The organism is Kitasatospora sp. NPDC048545 (genome assembly GCF_040651155.1).
GTDB lineage: Bacteria > Actinomycetota > Actinomycetes > Streptomycetales > Streptomycetaceae > Kitasatospora.
In genome coordinates, this window is the sequence record NZ_JBEZIQ010000019.1 from 129,065 (window position 1) to 151,079 (window position 22,015).

Annotated in this window: 19 protein-coding genes and 5 pseudogenes; 11 read left to right on the forward strand and 13 right to left on the reverse strand. The window is 73.1% G+C overall.

Annotated elements, in window-relative coordinates; translation table 11 throughout:
- Positions 1–124 precede the first annotated feature (124 nt).
- Entirely contained in the window at positions 125–1,042 is a 918-nt protein-coding gene (locus tag AB0D10_RS19950) for a hypothetical protein (protein WP_360257913.1), read from the reverse strand.
- A gap of 249 nt (positions 1,043–1,291) precedes the next feature.
- Here AB0D10_RS19950 and AB0D10_RS19955 point away from each other — a divergent pair, with 249 nt between their 5' ends.
- The gene (locus tag AB0D10_RS19955; RefSeq protein ID WP_360257974.1) at positions 1,292–2,407 is read left to right on the forward strand and encodes a Glu/Leu/Phe/Val dehydrogenase dimerization domain-containing protein; all 1,116 of its coding nucleotides are present in this window, start codon (positions 1,292–1,294) and stop codon (positions 2,405–2,407) included.
- Positions 2,408–2,792: 385 nt separating this feature from the next.
- Positions 2,793–3,050 (forward strand): DUF3073 domain-containing protein, encoded by a 258-nt coding sequence (locus AB0D10_RS19960; protein WP_360257915.1) that lies wholly within the window; start codon positions 2,793–2,795, stop codon positions 3,048–3,050.
- A 189-nt stretch (positions 3,051–3,239) separates the two neighbouring features.
- Here AB0D10_RS19960 and purM read toward each other — a convergent pair whose 3' ends face one another.
- The 3 genes from purM to AB0D10_RS19975 all read right to left on the reverse strand — a co-directional run bounded on the left by purM (position 3,240) and on the right by AB0D10_RS19975 (position 7,108).
- Positions 3,240–4,325: a phosphoribosylformylglycinamidine cyclo-ligase gene (gene purM / locus AB0D10_RS19965; RefSeq protein WP_360257917.1), complete on the reverse strand. Its 1,086-nt coding sequence runs from the start codon at positions 4,323–4,325 to the stop codon at positions 3,240–3,242.
- A 111-nt stretch (positions 4,326–4,436) separates the two neighbouring features.
- Positions 4,437–6,020 (reverse strand): amidophosphoribosyltransferase, encoded by a 1,584-nt coding sequence (purF, locus tag AB0D10_RS19970; protein WP_360257920.1) that lies wholly within the window; start codon positions 6,018–6,020, stop codon positions 4,437–4,439.
- Positions 6,021–6,262: 242 nt separating this feature from the next.
- Complete coding sequence (locus AB0D10_RS19975; protein WP_360257922.1) at positions 6,263–7,108, reverse strand: diacylglycerol kinase family protein; 846 nt, start codon at positions 7,106–7,108, stop codon at positions 6,263–6,265.
- Positions 7,109–7,234: 126 nt separating this feature from the next.
- Here AB0D10_RS19975 and AB0D10_RS19980 point away from each other — a divergent pair, with 126 nt between their 5' ends.
- Together AB0D10_RS19980 and AB0D10_RS19985 are read left to right on the forward strand one after the other, a co-directional pair.
- The gene (locus AB0D10_RS19980) at positions 7,235–8,518 is read left to right on the forward strand and encodes an adenylosuccinate synthase (RefSeq protein ID WP_360257925.1); all 1,284 of its coding nucleotides are present in this window, start codon (positions 7,235–7,237) and stop codon (positions 8,516–8,518) included.
- A gap of 139 nt (positions 8,519–8,657) precedes the next feature.
- Positions 8,658–9,260: a GNAT family protein gene (locus AB0D10_RS19985; RefSeq protein WP_360257927.1), complete on the forward strand. Its 603-nt coding sequence runs from the start codon at positions 8,658–8,660 to the stop codon at positions 9,258–9,260.
- 7 nt (positions 9,261–9,267) lie between these two features.
- On the opposite strand, the gene AB0D10_RS19990 is transcribed toward AB0D10_RS19985, so the two are convergent.
- The gene (locus tag AB0D10_RS19990) at positions 9,268–11,457 is read right to left on the reverse strand and encodes a protein kinase (protein ID WP_360257930.1); all 2,190 of its coding nucleotides are present in this window, start codon (positions 11,455–11,457) and stop codon (positions 9,268–9,270) included.
- 612 nt (positions 11,458–12,069) lie between these two features.
- Here AB0D10_RS19990 and AB0D10_RS19995 point away from each other — a divergent pair.
- The 4 genes and pseudogenes from AB0D10_RS19995 to AB0D10_RS20010 form a co-directional block, all read left to right on the forward strand.
- The gene (locus AB0D10_RS19995) at positions 12,070–12,918 is read left to right on the forward strand and encodes a helix-turn-helix transcriptional regulator (protein ID WP_360257933.1); all 849 of its coding nucleotides are present in this window, start codon (positions 12,070–12,072) and stop codon (positions 12,916–12,918) included.
- Complete coding sequence (locus tag AB0D10_RS20000; RefSeq protein WP_360257935.1) at positions 12,915–13,115, forward strand: DUF397 domain-containing protein; 201 nt, start codon at positions 12,915–12,917, stop codon at positions 13,113–13,115. Before AB0D10_RS19995 ends, AB0D10_RS20000 begins: the two co-directional genes overlap by 4 nt.
- Positions 13,116–13,230: 115 nt before the next feature.
- Entirely contained in the window at positions 13,231–14,964 is a 1,734-nt protein-coding gene (gene metG, locus AB0D10_RS20005; RefSeq protein WP_360257937.1) for a methionine--tRNA ligase, read from the forward strand.
- A gap of 124 nt (positions 14,965–15,088) precedes the next feature.
- A pseudogene (locus AB0D10_RS20010) lies at positions 15,089–15,244 on the forward strand (DNA-binding response regulator); the annotation flags it as partial.
- A 4-nt stretch (positions 15,245–15,248) separates the two neighbouring features.
- On the opposite strand, the gene cutA reads toward AB0D10_RS20010, so the two are convergent.
- The 4 genes and pseudogenes from cutA to AB0D10_RS20030 form a co-directional block, all read right to left on the reverse strand.
- Positions 15,249–15,578, reverse strand: a complete 330-nt coding sequence (cutA, locus tag AB0D10_RS20015) for a divalent-cation tolerance protein CutA (RefSeq protein ID WP_360257940.1) — start codon at positions 15,576–15,578, stop codon at positions 15,249–15,251.
- A gap of 52 nt (positions 15,579–15,630) precedes the next feature.
- A complete protein-coding gene (locus tag AB0D10_RS20020) occupies positions 15,631–16,581 on the reverse strand; it encodes a class I SAM-dependent methyltransferase (RefSeq protein WP_360257942.1) in 951 nt (316 codons plus the stop codon).
- 73 nt (positions 16,582–16,654) lie between these two features.
- Positions 16,655–17,083: pseudogene (locus AB0D10_RS20025) on the reverse strand (FAD-dependent oxidoreductase); the annotation flags it as partial.
- Positions 17,084–17,179: 96 nt separating this feature from the next.
- A complete protein-coding gene (locus AB0D10_RS20030) occupies positions 17,180–18,154 on the reverse strand; it encodes a hypothetical protein (protein WP_360257944.1) in 975 nt (324 codons plus the stop codon).
- Positions 18,155–18,259: 105 nt separating this feature from the next.
- Here AB0D10_RS20030 and AB0D10_RS20035 point away from each other — a divergent pair.
- Positions 18,260–18,658, forward strand: a pseudogene (locus AB0D10_RS20035) (aldo/keto reductase); the annotation flags it as partial.
- 83 nt (positions 18,659–18,741) lie between these two features.
- On the opposite strand, the gene AB0D10_RS20040 reads toward AB0D10_RS20035, so the two are convergent.
- Both AB0D10_RS20040 and AB0D10_RS20045 read right to left on the reverse strand, forming a co-directional pair.
- Complete coding sequence (locus AB0D10_RS20040; RefSeq protein ID WP_360257946.1) at positions 18,742–19,311, reverse strand: GNAT family N-acetyltransferase; 570 nt, start codon at positions 19,309–19,311, stop codon at positions 18,742–18,744.
- Between the two features lie 23 nt (positions 19,312–19,334).
- Positions 19,335–19,853, reverse strand: a pseudogene (locus AB0D10_RS20045) (NAD(P)-dependent oxidoreductase); the annotation flags it as partial.
- Here AB0D10_RS20045 and AB0D10_RS20050 point away from each other — a divergent pair.
- Complete coding sequence (locus tag AB0D10_RS20050; protein WP_360257949.1) at positions 19,849–20,160, forward strand: helix-turn-helix domain-containing protein; 312 nt, start codon at positions 19,849–19,851, stop codon at positions 20,158–20,160. The pseudogene AB0D10_RS20045 and the gene AB0D10_RS20050 overlap by 5 nt on opposite strands.
- Before the next feature lie 29 nt (positions 20,161–20,189).
- Here the strand turns inward: AB0D10_RS20050 and AB0D10_RS20055 are convergent, their stop codons facing one another.
- Positions 20,190–20,612, reverse strand: a complete 423-nt coding sequence (locus AB0D10_RS20055; RefSeq protein WP_360257952.1) for a DUF350 domain-containing protein — start codon at positions 20,610–20,612, stop codon at positions 20,190–20,192.
- 137 nt (positions 20,613–20,749) lie between these two features.
- On the reverse strand, positions 20,750–21,238 hold the full coding sequence (locus AB0D10_RS20060; protein ID WP_360257955.1) for an LURP-one-related family protein: 489 nt from the start codon (positions 21,236–21,238) through the stop codon (positions 20,750–20,752).
- Positions 21,239–21,367: 129 nt separating this feature from the next.
- Here AB0D10_RS20060 and AB0D10_RS20065 point away from each other — a divergent pair.
- Positions 21,368–21,859, forward strand: a pseudogene (locus AB0D10_RS20065) (GNAT family N-acetyltransferase); the annotation flags it as partial.
- Positions 21,860–22,015 lie beyond the last annotated feature (156 nt).

A 22,015-nucleotide genomic window follows, 5' to 3' on the forward strand; every position in this document is an offset into this window, starting at 1 on the left:
TAGGGGTAAGTTCGCGTCAACGGTGAGTAGTGTCACGTTCGACAGCTATTGACCCGAACCAGGACCTTGGTCATCAGCGGCGCGGCCCCAAGGCCTCTCACAGTCATACACGGGCGGTCGGACGTCAGTTCGCGTACCGCAGCGCCAGCACCCGGCGCCACCGCGCCGTCAGTTCCCCGTACACGCGCAGCGCCTCCGCGGCGTCCCCCGCCCGCAGCGCCCGCAGCCCCTCCTCCAGCTCCCCCGCCGAACGGTCCGCCAGCAGCCGTTCCGGCCCCAGCAGATGCACCAGGCCCCCGTAGTCCAGTTCCACCAGCGAACGCGGGTGGAACTCCTCCAGCCAGCGTCCGATCCGCTCCGCCCCCCGGACCAGGTCACCGTCCGGCACCGCCTCGCGCAGCGCCCGGTAGGCCCGCGCCACCCGCCGGCGCGCCTGCGCCATCGGCACCAGGTAGAACAGCGCCGCCGGCCGGCCGTCCCCCTCCCCTCCTCCGGACGCTCCCGCGCCCGGCTCCGGCGACCCGCCGGGCACGAAGCAGCGGTCCTCGTCCCCGAACGGCAGGAACCAGCGCACCGGGACCTCCCACCGGCTGGTGAGGATCCACGGCCGGGCGTCCGGGTGCTCGGCCCGCCAGCGCTCCAGGTCCGCCTCCGCGGCCTCCCGGGCCGCCGGCGGCAGCGCGGTGTCCAGCAGCACCACCGGCGCGCCCGCCCGCAGCTCCTCCAGCGCCTGCCAGCTGCGCAGCCTGGTCGCCCACGGGCAGACGTACAGGACGCCGTCCACGACCCGCAGGTACGCCCGTCCGCTCTCCCGCTCGGGCAGCGCCCGGGGCGTCCGGGCGGCCAGCTCCGCGAGCGCCTCCCGCTGCTCCTCCAGGACCGCCGCCGCCACCGGTCGCGCCGCCTCCGCCGCGTCCGGACCGCGCTCCGCCGCGTAGGCCTGCCAGCGTGCCCGGTCGGGCTCCGGGTAGGCGGCCAGCGGCTCGTAGACCCGCAGGTGGGCGGCGTAGGGCGGCTGCACCGCAGTACGTACGACGGTCACGTCCTGCATGGTCGCACGCGCCGCGCGGGCCCGGGAGAGCGCGCCCCCGAACCGTTCGCGCCCGCACCGCGCACCCCCGTCCGTCTCACCCCTCGGACAACCGGCACAAGCTCGGACAAGAGGGCCGATCGGCGGCGCCCACCCGACTACGCTTCGCCCTAGGCGCCCGCACCACAGCAGCGGGCCTTCGATACTGGAGTCACCACAGTGACCGACGTACAGACCCCCGCCACGCACCCCGCACCCGGCGTGCTCAGCAGGATCTTCCGCACCGAGCAGGACGGCGCCCCCGGCGACGGCCACGAGCAGGTCGTCCTCTGCCACGACCGCAGCTCGGGCCTGAAGGCCATCATCGCCATCCACTCGACCGCCCTGGGCCCGGCCCTCGGCGGCACCCGCTTCTTCCCGTACGCCTCCGAGGAGGCGGCGCTGGAGGACGCGCTGAACCTCTCCCGCGGCATGTCCTACAAGAACGCGCTGGCCGGGCTCGACCTCGGCGGCGGCAAGGCCGTCATCATCGGCGACCCGAACAAGGACAAGAACGAGGCGATGCTCCGGGCCTACGGCCGCTTCGTCGAGTCCCTGCGCGGCCGCTACATCACCGCCTGCGACGTGGGCACCTACGTGCAGGACATGGACGTCATCGCGCGCGAGACCGACTTCGTGACCGGTCGCTCGCCCGAGCACGGCGGCGCCGGCGACTCGTCCATCCTGACCGCCTTCGGCGTCTTCCAGGGCATGCGCGCCTCCGCCCAGGCCCGCTGGGGCCAGCCGACGCTGCGCGGCAAGCGGGTCGGCGTCGCGGGCGTCGGCAAGGTCGGCCACTACCTGGTCGGCCACCTGGTCGCGGACGGCGCCACCGTCGTCGTCACCGACCCCTTCGAGGCCGCCGTCAACCGCGTGCGCGCCGCCCACCCCGAGGTCGAGGTCGTCGCCGACACCGCCGCCCTGCTCCAGGCCAAGCTGGACGTCTACGCCCCCTGCGCCCTCGGCGGCGCGCTGACCGACCCGGTCGTCGCGGCGCTGGGCGAGTTCGGCACCTCGATCGTCTGCGGCGCGGCCAACAACCAGCTGGCCCACCCGGGCGTCGAGAAGGACCTCGCCGACCGCGGCATCCTCTACGCCCCGGACTACCTGGTGAACTCCGGCGGCGTCATCCAGGTCGCCGACGAGATCGAGGGCTTCAACTTCGAGCGGGCCAAGAACAAGGCCACCAAGATCTTCGACACCACGCTGGAGATCTTCACCCGGGCCGCCACCGACGGCATCCCGCCGGCGGTCGCCGCCGACCGCCTGGCCGAGAAGCGGATGCGCGAGATCAGCGCGCTGCGCACGGTCCTGCTCCCGGGCGCCCGCCGCAGCTGATCCGGCCGCCGGACCGGACCCCGGACGCGCGGGGGGCTGCCACCGCGGCCCCCCGCGCATCACGATGTGGAACCGGATTCTCACTTCTCCGCCCGAACGGGTGATCCGAGGTCCCCCTAGGGGGGATAATCAGTCCTGGAACGACGGACCCCAGACACCTCCGGACAGCGCGAAAATCGCCGCAAAACCTCCCTTGACCTGGAAAGACCCGGTCTCGGGTGCAGTCGGTGCGCGCCACGTCACACCGACGACGTACCGTCCAGCGGCGGAAACAGGTACCGTTAATGCTCCAAGGGACGGCTTCTCCCATTCGGGCAGGCCGGTCCTGATCATGAACACGTGTCAGACTCGGGGCCGTGAGCCCCATCGTTGAGGGGGTCGACCCATGGGGCGCGGCCGGGCCAAGGCCAAGCAGACGAAGGTCGCCCGCGAGCTGAAGTACAACAGCGGCGGGTTCGACGCTAACCGTCTGTCCAACGAGCTGGGCGTATCGCCGTCCACCTCTCCGATCGAGCCGGAGCCGATCGAAGAGGAGGAGGACGACGACCCGTACGCGGAGTACGCCGCCCGCTACGCCGACCTCGACGACGAGGACGACAACGAGCCGGGCACCGGGGCCTCGCAGGCCTCCCGCCGCTCGTAACAGCAGCTCCACCGGACCGGTCCGGGCGCCCAGGGCGCCGGGCCGGTCTTCGGCGTTCCCGCGGACCGGGCGGCCGGGCGGGCCCCGCCCCTGGTCGCAGGGGTGCGGGCCGCCGGAGGCGGGCGGGCGGACGACGGCACAGGGCCCCGCCGGCAGTGCCGACGGGGCCCTGTGGTCTCCCGGTCCGGATCAGACCGTCCGGAAGCCCTCGTAGGCGTTGTAGAGGGCCGCGCCGCCCTCGTGCTCGTCGGTGCGCTCGACGATGTCGCCGAGCAGCCAGGCCTCGACGCCGCGGTCCTCCAGGATCGACAACACGGCGTCCACCGAGTGCGGCGGAACGACCGCGACCATGCCGACACCCATGTTGAGCGTCTTCTCGATCTCCAGGGTGGCCACGTTGCCGACCTCGGCGACGGTCCGGAAGACCGGCAGCGGGGTCCAGGTGCCGCGGTCCAGGCGGGCGTGCAGGCCGTCCGGGACGACCCGGGCCAGGTTGGCCGCCAGGCCGCCGCCGGTGACGTGCGAGAAGGCGTGGACCTCGGTCGCGCGGGTGAGCGCCAGGCAGTCCAGCGAGTAGATCCGGGTCGGCTCCAGCAGTTCCTCGCCGAGGGTGCGGCCGAACTCCTCGACCTTGCGGTCGAGCTTCCAGCCGGCCTCGTTCAGCAGCACGTGGCGGACCAGCGAGTAGCCGTTGGAGTGCAGGCCGGAGGCGGCCATCGCGATCACCACGTCGCCGGCCCGGACCCGGTCCGCACCGAGCAGCGCGTCGGCCTCGACGATACCGGTGCCGGCGCCCGCCACGTCGTACTCGTCCGGGCCCAGCAGGCCCGGGTGCTCGGCGGTCTCGCCGCCGACCAGGGCGCAGCCGGCGAGCGCGCAGCCCTCGGCGATGCCCTTGACGATCGCGGCGACCCGCTCCGGGACGACCTTGCCGACGCAGATGTAGTCGGTCATGAACAGCGGCTCGGCGCCGCACACCACGAGGTCGTCGACGACCATGCCGACCAGGTCGTGGCCGATGGTGTCGTGCTTGTCCATGGCGGCCGCGATGGCCACCTTGGTCCCCACGCCGTCGGTGGCCGAGGCCAGCAGCGGCCGCTCGTAGTTCTTGAAGGCGGACGCGTCGAAGAGGCCGGCGAAGCCGCCGAGACCGCCGACCACCTCGGGGCGGTTGGCCTTCTTCACCCACTGCTTCATGAGCTCGACGGCGCGGTCGCCCGCCTCGATGTCGACACCGGCGGCGGCGTAGGTGGCGCCGTTCTGGTTGGAGGTCACTGCGTGCGGCCCTTTCGGGTCAGGTGGGGTGGTTCGGATCGGCTGGGTCGGGCTGCGGGGGGGGTGGAACGGCGGTGGGGTCCCGGTTCGCGGGACCCCACCGTGGGAGCGCTACGGGCGGCGCAGCGCGTCGGCCGCGCCCGCCCCGCCGAGCAGCGACTGGACGCCGTCCGGGTCGCTGCCGCTGGTCGGCTTGCCGCGGACGGCCGGCTGCTGCCGGCCGCCCTTGATCTCGGCCTCCAGCAGCAGCTTGCCGAGCAGCGCCGGGTCCGGCAGCTCCATCGGGTACTCGCCGTCGAAGCAGGCCCGGCAGAGCTTGTCCTTGGGCTGCGTGGTGGCCTCGATCATGCCGTCGATCGAGATGTAGGAGAGCGAGTCGGCACCGAGGGTGCGGCCGATCTCCTCGATGGTCATGCCGTTGGCGATCAGCTCCGCGCGGGTGGCGAAGTCGATCCCGAAGAAGCAGGGCCACTTCACCGGCGGGGAGGAGATCCGGATGTGCACCTCGGCGGCTCCGGCCTCGCGCAGCATCTTCACCAGCGCGCGCTGGGTGTTGCCGCGCACGATCGAGTCGTCCACGACCACCAGGCGCTTGCCGGCGATGACCTCGCGCAGCGGGTTGAGCTTGAGCCGGATGCCGAGCTGGCGGATGGTCTGGCTGGGCTGGATGAAGGTGCGGCCCACGTAGGCGTTCTTCACCAGGCCGGAGCCGTAGGGGATGCCGCTGGCCTCGGCGTACCCGATCGCGGCGGGGGTGCCGGACTCGGGCGTCGCTATCACCAGGTCGGCCTCGACCGGGGCCTCCTTCGCCAGGCGGCGGCCCATCTCCACGCGGGAGAGGTGGACGTTGCGACCGGCGATGCTGGTGTCGGGGCGGGCCAGGTAGACGTATTCGAACACGCAGCCCTTGGGCTTCGCCTCGGCGAAGCGGGAGCTGCGCATGCCGTTCTCGTCGATGGCGATGAGCTCGCCGGGCTCGACCTCGCGGATGAAGGAGGCGCCGCAGATGTCGAGCGCCGCCGTCTCGGAGGCGACCACCCAGCCGCGCTCCAGCCGGCCGAGGACCAGCGGGCGGATGCCCTGCGGGTCGCGGGCCGCGTAGAGGGTGTGCTCGTCCATGAAGACGAGCGAGAACGCGCCCTTGACCTTGGGCAGGACGACCTTGGCCGTCTCCTCGATGGAGAGGTCCGGGTGGCCGGCGAGCAGCGCCGTCACCAGGTCGGTGTCGTTGGTCGCGGCGGTCCGGCCGGAGCGCGAGACGTGCTCCTCGCCGGGCAGTTCGGCGACCATGGCCGCCAGTTCGGCGGTGTTCACCAGGTTTCCGTTGTGCCCGAGGGCCAGCGAACCGTGCACGGTCGCCCGGAAAGTCGGCTGGGCGTTCTCCCATACCGAGGAACCGGTGGTCGAGTAGCGGGCGTGTCCGACGGCGATATGCCCGTGCAACGACCCCAGGGAGGCCTCGTCGAAGACCTGGGAGACGAGTCCCATGTCCTTGAAGACGAGAATCTGGGAGCCGTTGCTCACTGCGATGCCCGCGGATTCCTGACCGCGGTGCTGCAGGGCGTAAAGGCCGAAGAACGTGAGCTTGGCGACCTCCTCGCCGGGAGCCCAGACACCGAAGACGCCGCAAGCGTCCTGGGGGCCTTTCTCACCGGGAAGAAGATCGTGGTTGAGTCTTCCGTCACCACGTGGCACGCCTTCGAGTCTAGGGCAGTTGCCACGGGCTTCCGGAACCCGGGATGCCGGGATTGTCGGACAGCCGGTGAGTAACGCGCGTAGACAAAACCCCTTACGGGCTGGGGATTTCGGCTCGCCGGAATTCCGCCGGGCGGCGGTTGGCCTTGTGGTTCGCGCCTGTTGGGGAGTTCCGTGTGCGGAACGGAGCGGGTCGGGGCGCGGCCGAACGTGAGCCTGCTCACCCGGCGTTCACGCCGGCTTCACGCGGCCGGCAGCAGCAGGCCCCAGGAGCCCGGGTGCACCGTCCAGGTCCGGGCGCGGACCGGACCGACCGGGTGGCCGTCCGCCTCGTAGCCGAAGCCGCGGCCGACCACCGAGACGCTCGCCGCCCGGGCCCGCACCAGGGCACCCGAGGCCCGGACGACGATCTCCATCTCGCCCGTCCCGTCCGAGGCGCCGGACGGCAGGGTGACCTGGACCAGCCGGACCGGCCGGTGGACGTCCGCGAGCAGCCGGCCGTCGGCCTCGACCCGGACCCGGGGGCTGTGGTCGGCCCCGTCCGGAGCGAGTGCGTTCGCCTGCTCGGCCGCAGCCAGTTTCGCCCATAGCGAACGCCAGCCACTAGTACGGCCCACGGTCCGGCGCCCGCCCCCACCGGTGATCCGCACCCCGCCCAGCGCCACTCCGCCGCCGTCGTCCACCAACAGGTCCAGCCGGCGCGGCGCGCCCGACAGCACCGCCCGCGCGGCCCGGACCGGCTCCCCCGGCACGCCGAGTGCGCGGGCCGCCGCCAGCTCCTCCGCACGGCCGACCGGAACCATCCCCACCGGTTCCGTGCCCAGCTCACGCTGCCGGTGCAGCGCCTGCAGCACCCGCTGCAGGGCGAGGTCGGAACCGATCACTACCGGTCGCCGCCGACCCCGGTGCGAAAGCACCCGGTCGAGTTCGGAAGGGCTCTCCGGATAGACCACCTTCACGTCCGCGCCCCCGCAGAGCACGTCCTTCGCGATCCGCACCGACTCGCCGTCGGTCTGCCGGGCCACCGGGTCGAGGAGCAGCAGGAGCGGCTCGGGGCCGCCGGTTGCAGGCGTGGACAGGGACGACACGACCGGTCCTTCCTCAGGTAATCTCTCGGTGCAAGAGCCCCTTGCGCCATTGCGCCAGGGGCTTCGTCTATCTCGGGGCAGACTGCGGCCTACGCAGGATGCCCCAACCGGAAGGGGTGTACGCCTGTGCCGGCACTCGTGCTCGTTGGCGCTCAGTGGGGGGACGAGGGCAAGGGGAAGGCCACCGACCTCCTCGGCGGCTCCGTCGACTACGTCGTCCGCTACCAGGGCGGCAACAACGCCGGTCACACGGTGGTCATCGGCGACCAGAAGTACGCCCTGCACCTGCTCCCCTCCGGCATCCTCAGCCCGAACGTCACGCCGGTGATCGGCAACGGCGTCGTGATCGACCCGGCCGTGCTGCTCTCCGAGCTGGCCGGCCTGAACGAGCGCGGCATCGACACCTCCAAGCTGCTGGTCTCGGGCAACGCCCACCTGATCACGCCGTACCACCGCACCCTGGACAAGGTCACCGAGCGCTTCCTCGGCAAGCGCCGGATCGGCACCACCGGCCGCGGTATCGGCCCGACCTACGCGGACAAGATCAACCGCGTCGGCATCCGGGTCCAGGACCTGTTCGACGAGTCGATCCTGCGCCAGAAGATCGAGGCGGCGCTGCACGACAAGAACCAGGTCCTGGTCAAGCTGTACAACCGCCGCACCATCCCGGCCGACCTGGTGGTCGAGGAGTACCTGGGCTACGCGGAGAAGATCAAGCCCTTCCTCGCCGACACCACCCTCGTCCTGGACGAGGCGCTGAAGGCGGACAAGGTCGTCCTGCTGGAGGGTGGCCAGGGCACCCTGCTCGACGTCGACCACGGCACGTACCCCTTCGTGACCTCGTCGAACCCGACCGCGGGCGGTGCCTGCACCGGCGCCGGCATCGGCCCCACCAAGATCGACCGGGTCATCGGCATCCTCAAGGCCTACACCACCCGTGTCGGCTCCGGCCCGTTCCCGACCGAGCTGCTCGACGCGGACGGCGAGGCGCTGCGCCGGATCGGCGGCGAGCGCGGTGTCACCACCGGCCGTGACCGCCGCTGCGGCTGGTTCGACGCCGTCATCGCGCGCTACGCGACCCGGGTCAACGGCCTCACCGACTTCTTCCTCACCAAGCTGGACGTGCTGACCGGCTGGGAGCAGATCCCGGTCTGCGTCGCCTACGAGATCGACGGCAAGCGGGTCGAGGAACTCCCCTACAACCAGTCGGACTTCCACCACGCCAAGCCGATCTACGAGACGCTGCCGGGCTGGACCGAGGACATCAGCAAGGCCAAGTCCTTCGCCGACCTGCCGAAGAACGCCCAGGCGTACGTGAAGGCGCTGGAGGAGATGTCGGGCGCGCCGATCTCGGCCATCGGCGTCGGCCCGGGCCGCGACGAGACGATCCAGATCAACTCGTTCATCTGAGCCCGACCGGCCGGAGGCCGGGCGTATCGAAGGCCCCGTGGGACCCGTCCCGCGGGGCCTTCGCGCTGCCCGGGATCGACAGTTTGAACTAGTGCAAATATCTATTGCATCTAGTGCAGAGCGCCGCTACGTTCGGGGCATGACCGCGAAGCTGCCCACGCCCGTCACCCTCACCGGCCGCCACATCCGCCTGGAGCCGCTGGAACGCCGCCACCTCGCCGGCCTCTGGGACTCCATCGGCCACGACCCCGAGGTCTGGCGCTGGGTCCCCGTCCGCGTGCCCGCCACCGAGGAGGACCTGGGCGCGCTGCTCGACGTCCGCCTCGCCGAGGCCGCGGGCGGGGAGTCGGTGTACTTCGCCGCCGTCGACCTCGCGAGCGGCACGGCGGTCGGCGTCACCGGCTACCACGACTTCAGCGCCGAGAACGAGTACCTGGAGATCGGCGGCACCTGGTACGCCCGCTCGGTGTGGCGCACGGCCGTCAACACCGAGGCCAAGCTGCTGCTGCTCACCCACGCCTTCGAGGAACTGGGCATGGGCCGCGTCTTCTGGAAGACCGACGCCCTCAACGAGCGTTCGCGCACCGCGATCCGGCGCCTCGGCGCGCAGTTCGAGGGCGTCCACCGCCGCGACCGGCTCCGCCCCGACGGCACCTGGCGGGACAGCGCCTACTTCGCGATGCTCACCGACGAGTGGCCGGCCGCCAAGTCCCGCCTGGCGGAGCGGCTGGCGCGGGGCTGACGCCCGCTCAGCCGACGGGCAGGGCGGACACCGTGTCCCTGATCCAGACGAACACCAGCTTGCCGTCGGTGCTCAGCCGGCAGCCGAGGGCCTCGCCTCCGGGCTGGTACGCCGGGTCGGTGAAGGTCCACCTGAGGTGCCCGGTGGCCGCGTCGAGGGCGTGGACGCAGGGCACCGCGTGCGGCTCCCGCGAGACCTCGCCGGGGACGAAGACGGTGCCGCCGGCCCGCACCGGCGGCTGCGAGACGGACGGGTCGCCGGGCAGCGGGCAGGTCCAGCGGACCTTCCCGGTCTCCGCGTCGACGGCGGAGAACGAGCGGGCGCCGAGGCTCAGGTACAGCGAGCCGTCGGCCACCGCGAAGTCGCCGATCCGCCCGGCCCGCGGGTCGACGCGCCACACCTGCCGACCGTCCTCCAGCCCGACCGCCTGCAGGCCCGTGCCGTCCACCGCGCAGTAGGCCCGCCGGTCGTCGCACCGGACCGGCCGGGGCGTCGAACTCCCGGTCCCCGCCCGCCACATCCGCCCGCCCGAACCGTCGGCGCGACGGGCGACCACGTCGTTCCCGTTGTCGAGGTGCAGCAGGACGCCGCCGCCGACCGCCCCGGGCGAGTCCAGGTCGGAGGAGTTCGGGTCCTCCTGGAACCACTCCCGGCCGGACAGGTCCCGGCCCGTGCACAGGATCCCGACGATGGTGGCGCCCTCGCCGTCGACCGGGGCGACGGAGACCTTGAGGTAGAGCCTCCGGTCGGTCGCCGCCAGCAGCGACTCGAACGCGACCCTCCTGCCGGCCCCCATCAGGTCGGCCGCGGCATCGCTCGCCGAACCGTCCGCGAGCGCCAACCGGCGCAGCGTGCCGGACAGTTCGTAGAGGTCACTGCCGCCCACCAGGTACGACGTGTTCCCGGCGCCCTTGTTCTCCCAGCGGCCCTCGCCGGTGGCAGCGTCCACCGCGAGCAGGGTGTCCGCGTGGAGCAGCACCAGGTCGTCGACCACCAGACCCGGGCGCGGGCCCGCGTCGGTGCCCTCGGTGGCGACGGTCCACACCGGCTCGGGCGGGGCCCCCGTCCCGCCGCGCGGGGAGTCCGGGCGGGTCAGGGCCCAGGTCGCGGCGCCGGCCGCGGCGGTGACGGCCAAGGCGCCGCCGGACAGCAGCAGCCGGCGCCGGGAGAGCACGCCCGGACGGGAACCGGCCCCCTCCTGCGGCACCGGCGGCACCGGCCGCACCGAGGGGTCCGAGGGGTCCGTCACGTCCACCCGGGTGCGGTTGCGCGCGATCGTCGGGGCCTCGGACGGCCCCCCGCCGACACGGAGCGGCGCCTCCAGGTTCATCACCGTCGCCGCGTGGCGGGCCAGCCCGGCCGCCACCGGGGCGGGGAGCCACTCGGCGTCGGCGGCCCCGACGGAGAGCAGAGCCCGCAGGTCCGCCGGGAGCGGGCGCCGCGCCGGATCCTTGCGCAGGCACTGCTCGACGACCTCGCGCAGCGCGGGCGGCACGTCGGCCAGGTCGGGCTCCTCGTGCACCACCTTGTAGATCTGGGCGGCGACACCCGCGGCGCTCTCGAAGGGTCCGTGCCCGGTCACCGCGAAGACCAGGACCGAGGCGAGCGAGAAGACGTCGCCGGGGGCTCCGGTCGGCAGCCCGCCGGCCTGCTCGGGGGACATGAACCCGGGGGAGCCGATCAGCCCACCGGTCCTGGTCAGGTCGTCGTCGTCGAGTGCCCGGGCGATGCCGAAGTCGATCACCCGCGGGCCGTCGGCGGTGAGCAGGACGTTGGACGGCTTGAGGTCGCGGTGGACCAGGCCGGCGCCGTGGATCGCCTCCAGCGCCTCGGCCAGCCGGGCGCCGAGCGCACGCGCCGAGGGCTCCGGCAGCGGGCCGTGCTCGTGGACGGTCCGGGACAACGGCGGGCCGGGCACGTACGCGGTGGCGAGCCAGGGGGCGGGGCCGTCCGGGTCGGCGTCGACCACCGGCGCGGTGTGCACGGCGTCCACCGCCCGCGCCGCGGCCACCTCGCGACGGAACCGGCTCCGGAACACCGTGTCCCGGGCGAGTTCGGAGCGGACCACCTTGACCGCGACGGTGCGTCCGCCGGCCGAGCGGGCGAGGTACACCTCCCCCATGCCGCCCTCCCCGAGCCGGGCGAAGAGCCGGTACGGGCCGACGGCCTCCGGGTCGGTGTCGTGCAGTGGCTCCATCGCGTCCCCCCGGCGAGCGTCCACCGGCGGAGGCGCCGGCGTCGCCGGTGATCGTACGGGAGCGCGCGGCCGTCCGACGGGGGGTGGGTGTCACCGCCCCCGCCGGCCACCGCCGGCCCGGGAACGGGCCGTCATTTCCGCTCGCCGCCCGCGGAATGGCCCGCCGCGATCCCCCGCTTCGCCGGGCGGGGTTCGCGGGGCTGGAGGGTCACCAGCCAAACCAGCCAGCCGACGAACAGGACGGCCAGGAGGAGTACGGACAATGCGGCGACGAGAAGCCCATTCACCGGGACGCGGAAATGCAGCGGGAAGGACGGGGACGGTGGGGAAGACGGAGAGGCGAGGGAAGGGGCATGGCTGTCTCCGGTCGGTGATGTCGGGCGCCGTGACCATGCATCTGGTGTGTATTTACGGCTGATTGAGGACTGTTTAGGCGGCAACAAGTCAGCGAGTGACACGGACGACCATAGGGTCAGGGTGCCAGAGTTGCTACCGAGCGGGAGAACGTTCACTCCATCGTGGGGTATCCCCCATTTTGGTAGCTAGGGCCCTGTATGCACGGCACACTTCACCGGAAGCATCGACCGCAGCCGCGATCCGGAGAAGAGAGTCATGCCACCCCGCTTGTCGCCGACCGTGCGCCAGCAGCGCCTCGGAATCGAGTTGCGCAGGATGCGCGAACGCGTGGGCGTGACGCCCAAGACCCTGGCCGTCACCATCGGCACCGACCTGCCCAAGATCTCCCAGATGGAGAACGGGAAGTCGGGCATCAGCGCGGACCGACTGCGGACCTGGGCGCGCAGCTGCGGCTGCGAGGACGGCCCGTACCTCGACGCGCTGCTCGCCATGACGCAGGACCGGCGCAAGTACTGGTGGGACAGCTACCGGGGCCGGCTGCCGAACGCGATCATCGACATCGCGGAGATGGAACACCACGCGGCGTCCCTGTCCATCCTGAACAGCACCTTCATCCCCGGCCTGTTGCAGACCCCGGCGTACGCCGCCGCGGTGTTCGAGCGCCTCCCCCCGCAGTACCGGCAGGAGGCCGAGGTCCGGAAGGCATTCCGGATTCGGCGCCAGCAGATCTTCGTCGACCACCCGAAGCCGTACAGCGCATTCCTGCACGAGTCCGCGCTGCGCATGCAGTTCGGCGGTCCGGAAGTGCTCCGCGAGCAGTTGCGGAGCCTGGTGGAGAATTCCGAGCGGCCCGGGGTGGAGATCCGGGTGATCCCGTTCAGCGTGCCCACCTACACGGGGTCCGGGGAGAGCCTCTACCTCGCCCGCGGGCCGGTCCCGGAGCTCGACACCGTCCAGATCGACCTCTCCCACGGTCCGAAGTTCGTGCACTCCGACGCGGAATTGGACTCCTACCGACGGATCAAGGAGAAGACCGCGGCGATCGCGCTCGGGCCGGACGAGTCCCGGGACTTCATCCGGACCTTACTGAAAGACTTCTCATGAGCATCTGGCGCAAGGCCTCGGCCAGCGGAGAGAGCACCGACTGCGTCGAGGTCAGAGCGGCGGGCGGGCTGGTGGAGATCCGCGAGTCGGACCGCCCCGAGGTGATCGTGCAGACCACGCCGCGCAAGTGGGCCGCCTTCGTCCGGGGAGTGAAGGCCGGGGAGTTCGACCGGTACGGCGACCTCACCCGGCCCTGACGACGGCCGTCCGGACCGGCGGCGGCGGTAGGCTTGGCAGCCCACAGTGGACCCCTGCGCCTGGCACAGCACTCCGGGTGGGGTGCGCGTGCGGGAGAAATCGGAGCACCCGAGGATGGCTCGGCACCTGATCACCAGCGCCCTCCCCTACATCAACGGGATCAAGCACCTGGGCAACATGGTCGGGTCCATGCTCCCGGCGGACGTCTACTCCCGCTACCTGCGGCAGCGCGGCCACGAGGTGCTGTACATCTGCGCCACCGACGAGCACGGCACCCCCGCCGAACTGGCCGCCCAGGAGGCCGGACTGCCCGTCGCCGAGTTCTGCGCCCGGGCGCACGACGCCCAGAAGGCGGTGTACGACGGCTTCGGGCTCTCCTTCGACCACTTCGGCCGCAGCTCCTCGCCGCAGAACCGGGAGATCACCCAGGAGATCGCCCGCGAACTGCAGCGCAACGGCTTCATCGAGGAGCGCGCCATCCGCCAGGTGTACTCCAACACCGACGGACGCTTCCTGCCCGACCGCTACATCGTCGGCACCTGCCCGCACTGCGGCTACGACAAGGCCCGCGGCGACCAGTGCGAGAACTGCACCCGGGTGCTCGACCCCACCGACCTGCTGGAGCCGCGCTCGGCGATCAGCGGCAGCTCCGACCTGGAGGTCCGCGAGACCAGGCACCTGTTCCTGCTCCAGTCCGAGCTGACCGAGGAGGTCGAGGACTGGATCGCCGCGCACGCCGACTCGTGGCCGGTGCTGGCCTCCTCGATCGCCCGCAAGTGGCTGACCGAAGGCCTGCAGGACCGCGCGATCACCCGCGACCTGGAGTGGGGCGTCCCGGTGCCGGCCGACGTCTGGCCCGAACTGGCCGCCGAGGGCAAGGTGTTCTACGTCTGGTTCGACGCCCCGATCGAGTACATCGGCGCCACCAAGGAGTGGGCGGACGCGGCCCCGGCCGGACAGCTGCGGGACTGGAAGTCCTGGTGGTACGAGGCCGACGGGACCGTCCGCTACACCGAGTTCATGGCCAAGGACAACGTCCCGTTCCACACCGTGATGTTCCCGGCGACGATCCTCGGCTCGCGCCGCCCCTGGAAGAAGGTCGACTACGTCAAGGCCTTCAACTGGCTGACGTACTACGGCGGGAAGTTCTCCACCAGCCAGAAGCGCGGCATCTTCACCGACGTCGCCCTGGACCTGCTGCCGGCCGACTACTGGCGCTACTTCCTGATGGCGCACGCGCCCGAGTCGGACGACTCCAGCTTCACCTGGGACCTCTTCGCCTCGGTCGTCAACAAGGACCTCGCCGACACCCTCGGCAACTTCGTCAACCGGGTGCTGTCCTTCAGCCGCAAGCGCTTCGGCGACGACGTCCCCGGCGGCCACCCGGCGGGCGAGGCCGAACAGCGCCTCGGCGAGCAGGTCGCCGGGCTGCTCGCCGAGTACGAGGCCCAGCTGGAAGCCCTCAGCTTCCGCAAGGCCGCGCAGGCGCTGCGCGCGCTGTGGAGCGCGGGCAACGCGTACCTGGACGAGAAGGCGCCCTGGCTGCAGGTGAAGACCGACCCGGAGGCGGCGGCGCTCACCCTGCGGACGGCGATGAACCTGATCCACCTGTACGCGGTGGTGTCCGAGCCGTTCATCCCGACCGCCGCGGCGGCGATGCGCGGAGCCTTCGCGCTGCCCGCGGACTCGCCGGCGGCCACCCGCCGCTGGGTGGACCCGGAGGAGGCCCGGGCGCTGGACCTGGTGCCGGCCGGAACGGCGTTCACGGTGCCGCCGGTGCTGTTCGCCAAGATCACGGACGAGGACCTGGCCGCCTGGACCGCGCGCTTCGGCGGCTCCGAGGGCTGAGGCCGGCAGCGGGTCCGCAGGGCCGGGGCCGGGCGGCTCGGGACCGGAAGCCGGCAGCGGGGCCCGGAGGCGATCCTCCGGGCCCCGCCGCCGTCCGGTGCGGTTCGGCCGAGCAGGTCCAGCGCGCCCGGACGTGGCGATCGCCGAGCAGATGGTGATCGCCGAGCAGGCGGTGAAGAAGCACACCGCCGACATCTTCCTCAAGCTCGACCTGCCACCCTCCGAGGAGGACCACCGCCGGGTGCTCGCCGTCCCCGCCTTCCTGGCGGTCGCGCCCTGATCCGCTACCGGGCCGTCTCCTCCGCCACCCAGTCCAGGTAGCCCGGGCTGCCGGCCACCACCGGCACGGCGATCACCTCGGGCGTCTCGTACGGGTGCAGCCCGGCGACGAACGCGACCAGCCGGTCCGCGAGTTCGGCACGGGTCTTGAGGTCGATCCGCCACTCCTCGGCGTCCTGCACCTCGCCCTCCCACCAGTACACCGACCGCACGGGGTACACCTGGGCGCAGGCCGCCAGCCGCTCCCGCACCACGGCGGACGCCAGGGCCCGGGCCTGCTCCTCGCTCTCGTGCGTGGTGGTCACCACGACGAAGCGCTGCTCGCTCGCTGTCATGGCCCGACGGTATCCCCGGAGATGCCGGTCCGGTCTCCGTCGCCCCCGCTCCTCAGGACTTGCGGGCCGTGTGGACGGTCATCGCGGAGAGGTAGAAGGCGTCCGGGCGGTGGAGGATGCCGGTGGGGGCCTCCTCGTCGAGGAGGGCCTCCAGGGTGCTCCGGTCCTCCGGCGGGAGGCTGTCCGCGAGCTGGTCGTGCAGCCGGCCGAGCTGGGTGCGCAGGTACTCGCGGGTGCGGCGGTCGAGCGGGGCGGGGCGGTCGACCAGGAAGGTGCGGGTGCCGCTCGGGGTCAGGCCGGCGCGCTCCAGCATGGCCGGCCAGTCCTCGACCTCCTCGGTGCTGCCGGGCAGTTCGGCCCGCATGGTGCTGAACCCGTCCTCGTGGGCCGCGTCCAGCCGGGACTGGAAACCGGGGCGGCCGAGGCCGAAGTCGCGGGGCAGGTAGCGCGCGGGCAGACCGCGTTCGGCGACGGCGAGCAGACCGCCCGGCCGCAGCACCCCGGCGAGCGAGGTCAGCGCGGCCTGCTGGTCGCCCAGGTGGTGGATCGCATTGCCGGACCAGACCAGGTCGGCCTCGCCGAGCTTGTCGAACTCGGCTGGCAGGTCCGCCTGCTGGGTGCCGAGCCGGGCACCGGAGCGGGTGCGGGCGCGCTCCAGCAGGGCGGCCGACTGATCGACGGCCACCACCTCGGCCGCCGGGAAGGCCTCCGCCAGCAGTCCGGCGATCACCCCGGGCCCGCTGCCGACGTCCAGGACCCTCCTCACGCCGCCTGTCCCCTCCGGCCCCTGCAGACCCTGGTCGTACAGGTCGGACAGCCACCGCGCGGCCTCGGTGACGGCGGCGGCGCGCAGGTCGGCCTCGTGCTCCAGGTGCGCGGCGAGCGCGTCCCAGTCGAAGTCGGCGGCGGGGACGTGCCCGTGCCCGTGACCGTGCCGGTGGCCGTTGCCGTTGCCGTGGGCGTTGCCGTGGGCGTTGCCGTGCTGGTGGTGCTGAGAGGTCATGTCCGTTCTCTCCGTTCGTGGTTGACGAAAGCTTCCCCGCTCATGCGGGCACCGCGGCGCCGAACGCGCGGTGGGCGGCGACCGCCCGGCGCGCGGGCAGCACCGGGCCGCCGGCCAGGTGCACCGCGAAGCGCGGCCCGGCGGCACCGGCGACTTCGGCGACTTCGGCGGCCTCGACGTGCTCGACACCGCCGACGTGCTCGACGTGCTCGACCCGGGCGTCGATCAGGTCGACCCCGTACCGGGCGACCTCCTCCCGCCCGACCGCCGGCAACGCCGCCGGGGGCATGCCGTCCCGGCTCAGGTAGCCGTGCATGTGGGCGGCGGGGGCGTTGCGCGGCTCACCCGCATCCACCACCGCGACCCGGCGCCGGGCCCGGCCCAGCACCAGTGCGGCGTTCAGCCCCGCCGCGCCGGCACCGACCACCACCACGTCGTAGCACCCGTCCGGCCTCGTCACCGTCGTCCCGGTCGTCACCGTCGTCCCGGTCGTCTCGCGCATGGCGCTCACCTCCACCGCCAGGCTGCGGCCGACCTCACCGGTACGGCAAGCTTTGTTGCCACCCCAGCAAACAGGCGGCTTCCCGGACCACCGGGCTCAGCCCCCGGTGCGCCGCCAGTACGAGCGGGCCGCCAGCGCCAGCGCCACCCCGTACCCGGCGAAGGCGCAGATCCCGACCCAGGCCACCTGCAGCGTCTGCCCGGGCGTGGCGATGTCCCCGTGCCGGATCCCGACCACCCCCGCGCTGCACAACCCCAGGTAGCCGAGCCCGACCAGCCCGTACGGCGCCAGCGTCGCCGCGCCCAGCAGCGCCGGGGTGAGCGGCAGCCAACGCGGCACGCGGTGGCCGCGCAGTGGCAGGGTCCAGCGCGGGAAGACCTGCCCCCACGGCCGCACCAGCCCCCAGAGCAGGAACACCCCGGCCGCCGCCAGCAACACCGTGCCGTCCAGCCCCCAGGACTCCAGCGTCAGCCAGAGCCCGGAGGAGCCGTTGCGCACGTACGCGTCGTACATCTCGGCGCCGGTGATCCCGGCGAAGGTGCCGCCGAGCGCCCAGACCAGCTTCATCACCACGTACGGCAGGAAGGCCAGCGTCCCCGCCCAGGCCGTGAGCTGGATCGGCGCCGGGGCCGCCGACGGGGCCGGGACCGGCCCGCCCGCGGCACCGCCCGGCCGCCGGCTCCGGGCGGTCCCGGCCAGCAGCAGCGCACCGGACGCGGCCAGGGCGCGGTTCACCGCGTCCGGGACGCTGTCCACGCCCTGCCCGAACACCAGCGTCGTCACGTCCATCAGCAGGCTGAAGGCCGACACCACGGCCAGCCCGCACAGCAGCCACAACAACCGCCCGAGCCACCGCGACCGCCACGCCCCCGCCCCCGCCTCCTCCCGCTGCCGCACCGCCGCCCACCCGGCCCCGGCCGCCCCCAGCCCCACCCCGACGGCCACCCACCCGAGCCAGGCGACACCGAACAGCGCCGTTCCCCCCGACGCACACGCCAGCCCGAACCCGGCGTAGCCGACACCCCACCCGACCACCGCCCGGCCGTCCCGCACCCACCCGTGCTTCACCATGGCCCCAGGCTTCCCGGCGCCGCCCGCCACGGCCTCCGCCCCCACGACGATCCGGCTCCCCCACCCGGGGGATCCCGGAGGCCGAGGACGCTCCGGGGCCCGTTACGCAAGGGCCGCCCGGTGGACCTCACCCAGGGCCGCCCCGCCCTCAACCCGGGCCGTTTCGACCCGGCCCTGCCCACCACGGCCGCCAAGCTGGAGGCCGTCGAGGCTCTCACCGCCCTCGCCGAGGAACTCGGCCGCACCCTGCCCGAACTGGCCCTGGCCTTCCCGCAGGCCCACCCGGCGGTCACCTCGGTGATCATCGGCCCGCGCACCGCGGAGCAGCTCGAATCCGCCCTCAAGGCCGCTGACCTGGTCCTGGACGACGCCCTCCTCGACCGCGTCGACGCCATCGTCCCGCCCGGCACCGACCTCTACCGGGCGGACGGTGTCCGGCAGCCCCCGTCCCTCACCACCCCCGCCCTCCGCCGCCGGCCCGCCGCCGCCCGACCCGCTGCCTGACCCGCCTGCCCCGGGAGCGCCCGGCCCGCCCGACCGACCACCGGGGCCAGGCGGGCGGGGTACCGGTCCCGGCCTCCGGGGCCCTATCCCCTCGGGGCGGCGAAGCAGTGGACGGTGACCGTGCGGCCGGAGGGCCACTGCTGGTCGCCGCTGCCGAGATGGGTCCAGCCGAGGCGGCGGTACAGGGCGACGGCCGCGGTGTCGACGGCGAGGACGTCGAGGACGGGGTGCAGGCCGAGCGCCCGCGCGTGCGTCACGGCGCAGGCGAGGAGCCGGGCGCCGATGTGGTGGCCGCGCGCGCCGGGGGCCACGTAGAGGCGGCCGATCACGGCGGTGAGCTCCGGGCGGCCCCCGGTGCGGCGGCTCCACAGGGCGGGGGCGAGGTCACCCCGGGCGCTGCGGGCGAGACCGACGTGACCGGCGAGCCGGCCGTCCGACTCGGCGATCCAGGCGGCCAGCAGACCGTCCGGGGTGAGCCAGGCGGCGGGGCGGTCGGGCCAGTCGGCGGGGTAGCGGTCGGTGCTGTGGACCGCACCCAGCACCCGGACGCAGTCGGCGAGGTCGTCGGCGCGACGCGGTCTGACCAGCACTCCGGTCCCGGACTGCCGTGGGTCGGACGCGACGACGTCGGCGCGTTCTTCAAGGTCTGCCATGCCGGTACGTTACCGGCCGGCCCTCACCGTCGCAGCAGGTCGACGACCCCGGTCAGGTCCTCGTCGCCACTGCCGATCTCCAGTCGGCGCTCCATCAACCGGAAGTAGGGGTCGAGCAGTTCGGTGCTCACTCCGTGCTCCTCGGCGGTGCGCAGCAGCGTGGCCCGGCCCGCCACCTGCATCGCCAGGTTGGACACCACGCCGCCGGTGTAGTCGCCGCTCTCCAGCTGCTCCGCGGTCCTGGCCACCGAGCCGGACATCGCGGTGAGCCACCTCGCCAGCAGCGGCGCGAGGTCGCCCGGTGCGACGGCTTCGCCGCGGACCAGCGCGAAAGCGTGCGCGACACCGGCGAACATGCCGTACATGGCGCTGAGCAGCGCCACGTCGTGCAGGGCCGCGTACCCGGCGTCCGCGCCGACGTACCGGGTGCCGGCGGGCACGGCGAGGGCCGTCCGGTGCTCCTCGAACAGCTCGGAGGAGCCGCTGTAGAAGACGTACGGTCCGGCCGACGGGACGCCGATCATCGGCGGGACGGCCATGATCGACGCCGCGCTGGACGTGATCGGCGGCAAGTGGAAGGTGTCGATCCTCTGGGCCCTGGGCGAGCGCCCCGACTGCCGCTTCGGCGAGCTGCGCCGGCTGCTGCCGGGGATCACCGAGAAGGTGCTGGCCGCGCACCTGTGCGAGATGGAGGCGCACGGCATCGTGCACCGCGAGGCGTACGACGAGGTGCCGCCCCGGGTCGAGTACGCGCTGACCGAGGCGGGGCGCCGCCTCGGCACGGCGCTGGCGCCGCTGGGGGACTGGGGGTGGGAGCACGTCCTGGGCCGGGCGCCGCACCCGGCCTGACGCGGCCCGCCCGGCGCCCGGGCGCGCCGCTACGCGATCGCGGCCGACACCACCGCCGCCACCGCGATGTTGCAGCTGGCCGACACCCACACCGCCGGGTGCGGCTCCGGCTCGACCAGGATCGCGCCGAGCTTGCCGGGCGTCAGCAGGTCCACCAGCCAGAACGCGACGGCCATCAGCACCAGCCCGAGCAGCCCGTAGCAGGCCGTCGAGACCAGGCCCTTCCCGAAGTCGGCGTAGGTGTACATGATCGCGGTGAAGACGATGCCACCGATGCCGAGCAGCGCGGAGCTGAGCAGGACCGCGGCGTTGCGGTTGCGCTCGACCCAGATCTGGTGGCCGAGCCTGCCGGGTGTCAGCAGGTCGACCAGGCCGATGCCGAGGAGCAGCAGCACCACCCCGAGGGCACCGTAGGCCGCTGCCGCGCCGAGCCCGTGCAGGATGTCGTTCATCGTGGTTCCAGCCCCCGGTCCGCTCTCGCCGTACGTCCCCGGCCGGCCGGGGATCCCTCGACCGACCGGGTCAAGGGTTGGCAAAAGATACCCCACGTGGGTGAGAGGCGGACCGGGGATCCGGGAACCGGGGACGGTCAGTCCTCCTCGTGCGCCAGGTGGTCGACGCAGGCCGCGACGGCCAGCAGCAGGCCGGTGTCCGCGCCGTCGGCGATCTCCACCCCGTAGGTGTCCCGGATCCGGAACCACTTGCGGCTGATCCGGGCCAGCTCGTCGCCGTGCTCGTTCTCGATCCGGTAGTCCTTGTCGATCAGGTTGCCGTGGATCTTCAGCTCGCCGCCGGAGGCCAGGTCCACCAGGTACTTGTCGCGGAACGGGGTGAAGAGCTTCTCCCGGACGGTCGCGATCACCTCGCCGTCGGCGTCCTCGATCTTCATCGCGTCGCGGACGGTGAGCATCTTCTCCTTCACCACCGCGACCACCCGGTCCTGCGCGTCCCTCAGCTCGAAGGTGTGCCGAAGCCGCAGCACCTTGCCGTCCACCAGGTACGCCTTGTGGCCCCGGTCGTCCTCGATCCAGTAGTCGTCGCCGACCGCGAACAGCTTCTCCCTGACCAGATACCGCACCGCGGGACCTCCTCCGTGTTGACGTCGTCCCATTCGACCCCGATCCCCCGCCCGTCGAAAAGCACCGCCACGAAGCACCCGCGGGAAATACCGTCGCCCGGCACCCCGGTGATCGCCTTCAATACCGCCATGCGCCCCGACCCCACCACCGCCCCGCTGCACAGCGAGCGCCTCGACCTGCTGCCGATCGCCCCCGAGCACGCCGGGGAACTGACCGCCGCACTCGCCGACCCGGCCCTGCACGCCTTCACCGGCGGCCGCCCGGCCACGGCGGAGGAGATGCGCGCCCGCTGCGCCCGACTCGCCGCCGGCTCCCCCGACCCGGCCGAACGCTGGGGCAACTGGGTCCTGCGGCTGCGCGCCGACGGCGCCCTGATCGGCTACGTGCAGGCCACCGTCGGCCCGGACGAGGCCGAACTCGCCTGGGTGGTCGGGACCCCCTGGCAGCGCCGCGGCCTGGCCACCGAAGCCGCCCGCGCCCTGCTCGCCCACCTCACCGCCGCCGGCACCACCACCGCCGTCGCCCACATCCACCCCGACCACCGCGCCTCCGCCAGGGTCGCCACCACCCTCGGCCTGCGCCCGACCGCCCGCACCCAGGACGGCGAGACCCGCTGGCAGGCCGACCTCACCCGCCCCGACCTCTTCCCGAACGTGGGCGGTCTGACGGCCGAGCGCGCCGCCCACCTGACCGGCCTGGTCGAGGAGTGCCGCCCGGTCCTCGCCGACCGGGGCATGGCCGCGGTGCAGTGGCTGCTGGTCGAGCGCGGGACGGCG

Bases quoted from the DNA above. Each gene is read 5' to 3' on its own strand.
- AB0D10_RS19960 (WP_360257915.1), top strand. From the start codon at position 2,793: ATGGGGCGCGGCCGGGCCAAGGCCAAGCAGACGAAGGTCGCCCGCGAG.
- AB0D10_RS19985 (WP_360257927.1), top strand. From the start codon at position 8,658: ATGACCGCGAAGCTGCCCACGCCCGTCACCCTCACCGGCCGCCACATC.
- AB0D10_RS19990 (WP_360257930.1), bottom strand. From the start codon at position 11,457: ATGGAGCCACTGCACGACACCGACCCGGAGGCCGTCGGCCCGTACCGG.
- AB0D10_RS19995 (WP_360257933.1), top strand. From the start codon at position 12,070: ATGCCACCCCGCTTGTCGCCGACCGTGCGCCAGCAGCGCCTCGGAATC.
- AB0D10_RS20000 (WP_360257935.1), top strand. From the start codon at position 12,915: ATGAGCATCTGGCGCAAGGCCTCGGCCAGCGGAGAGAGCACCGACTGC.
- metG (WP_360257937.1), top strand. From the start codon at position 13,231: ATGGCTCGGCACCTGATCACCAGCGCCCTCCCCTACATCAACGGGATC.
- cutA (WP_360257940.1), bottom strand. From the start codon at position 15,578: ATGACAGCGAGCGAGCAGCGCTTCGTCGTGGTGACCACCACGCACGAG.
- AB0D10_RS20020 (WP_360257942.1), bottom strand. From the start codon at position 16,581: ATGACCTCTCAGCACCACCAGCACGGCAACGCCCACGGCAACGCCCAC.
- AB0D10_RS20030 (WP_360257944.1), bottom strand. From the start codon at position 18,154: ATGGTGAAGCACGGGTGGGTGCGGGACGGCCGGGCGGTGGTCGGGTGG.
- AB0D10_RS20040 (WP_360257946.1), bottom strand. From the start codon at position 19,311: ATGGCAGACCTTGAAGAACGCGCCGACGTCGTCGCGTCCGACCCACGG.
- AB0D10_RS20050 (WP_360257949.1), top strand. From the start codon at position 19,849: ATGATCGACGCCGCGCTGGACGTGATCGGCGGCAAGTGGAAGGTGTCG.
- AB0D10_RS20055 (WP_360257952.1), bottom strand. From the start codon at position 20,612: ATGAACGACATCCTGCACGGGCTCGGCGCGGCAGCGGCCTACGGTGCC.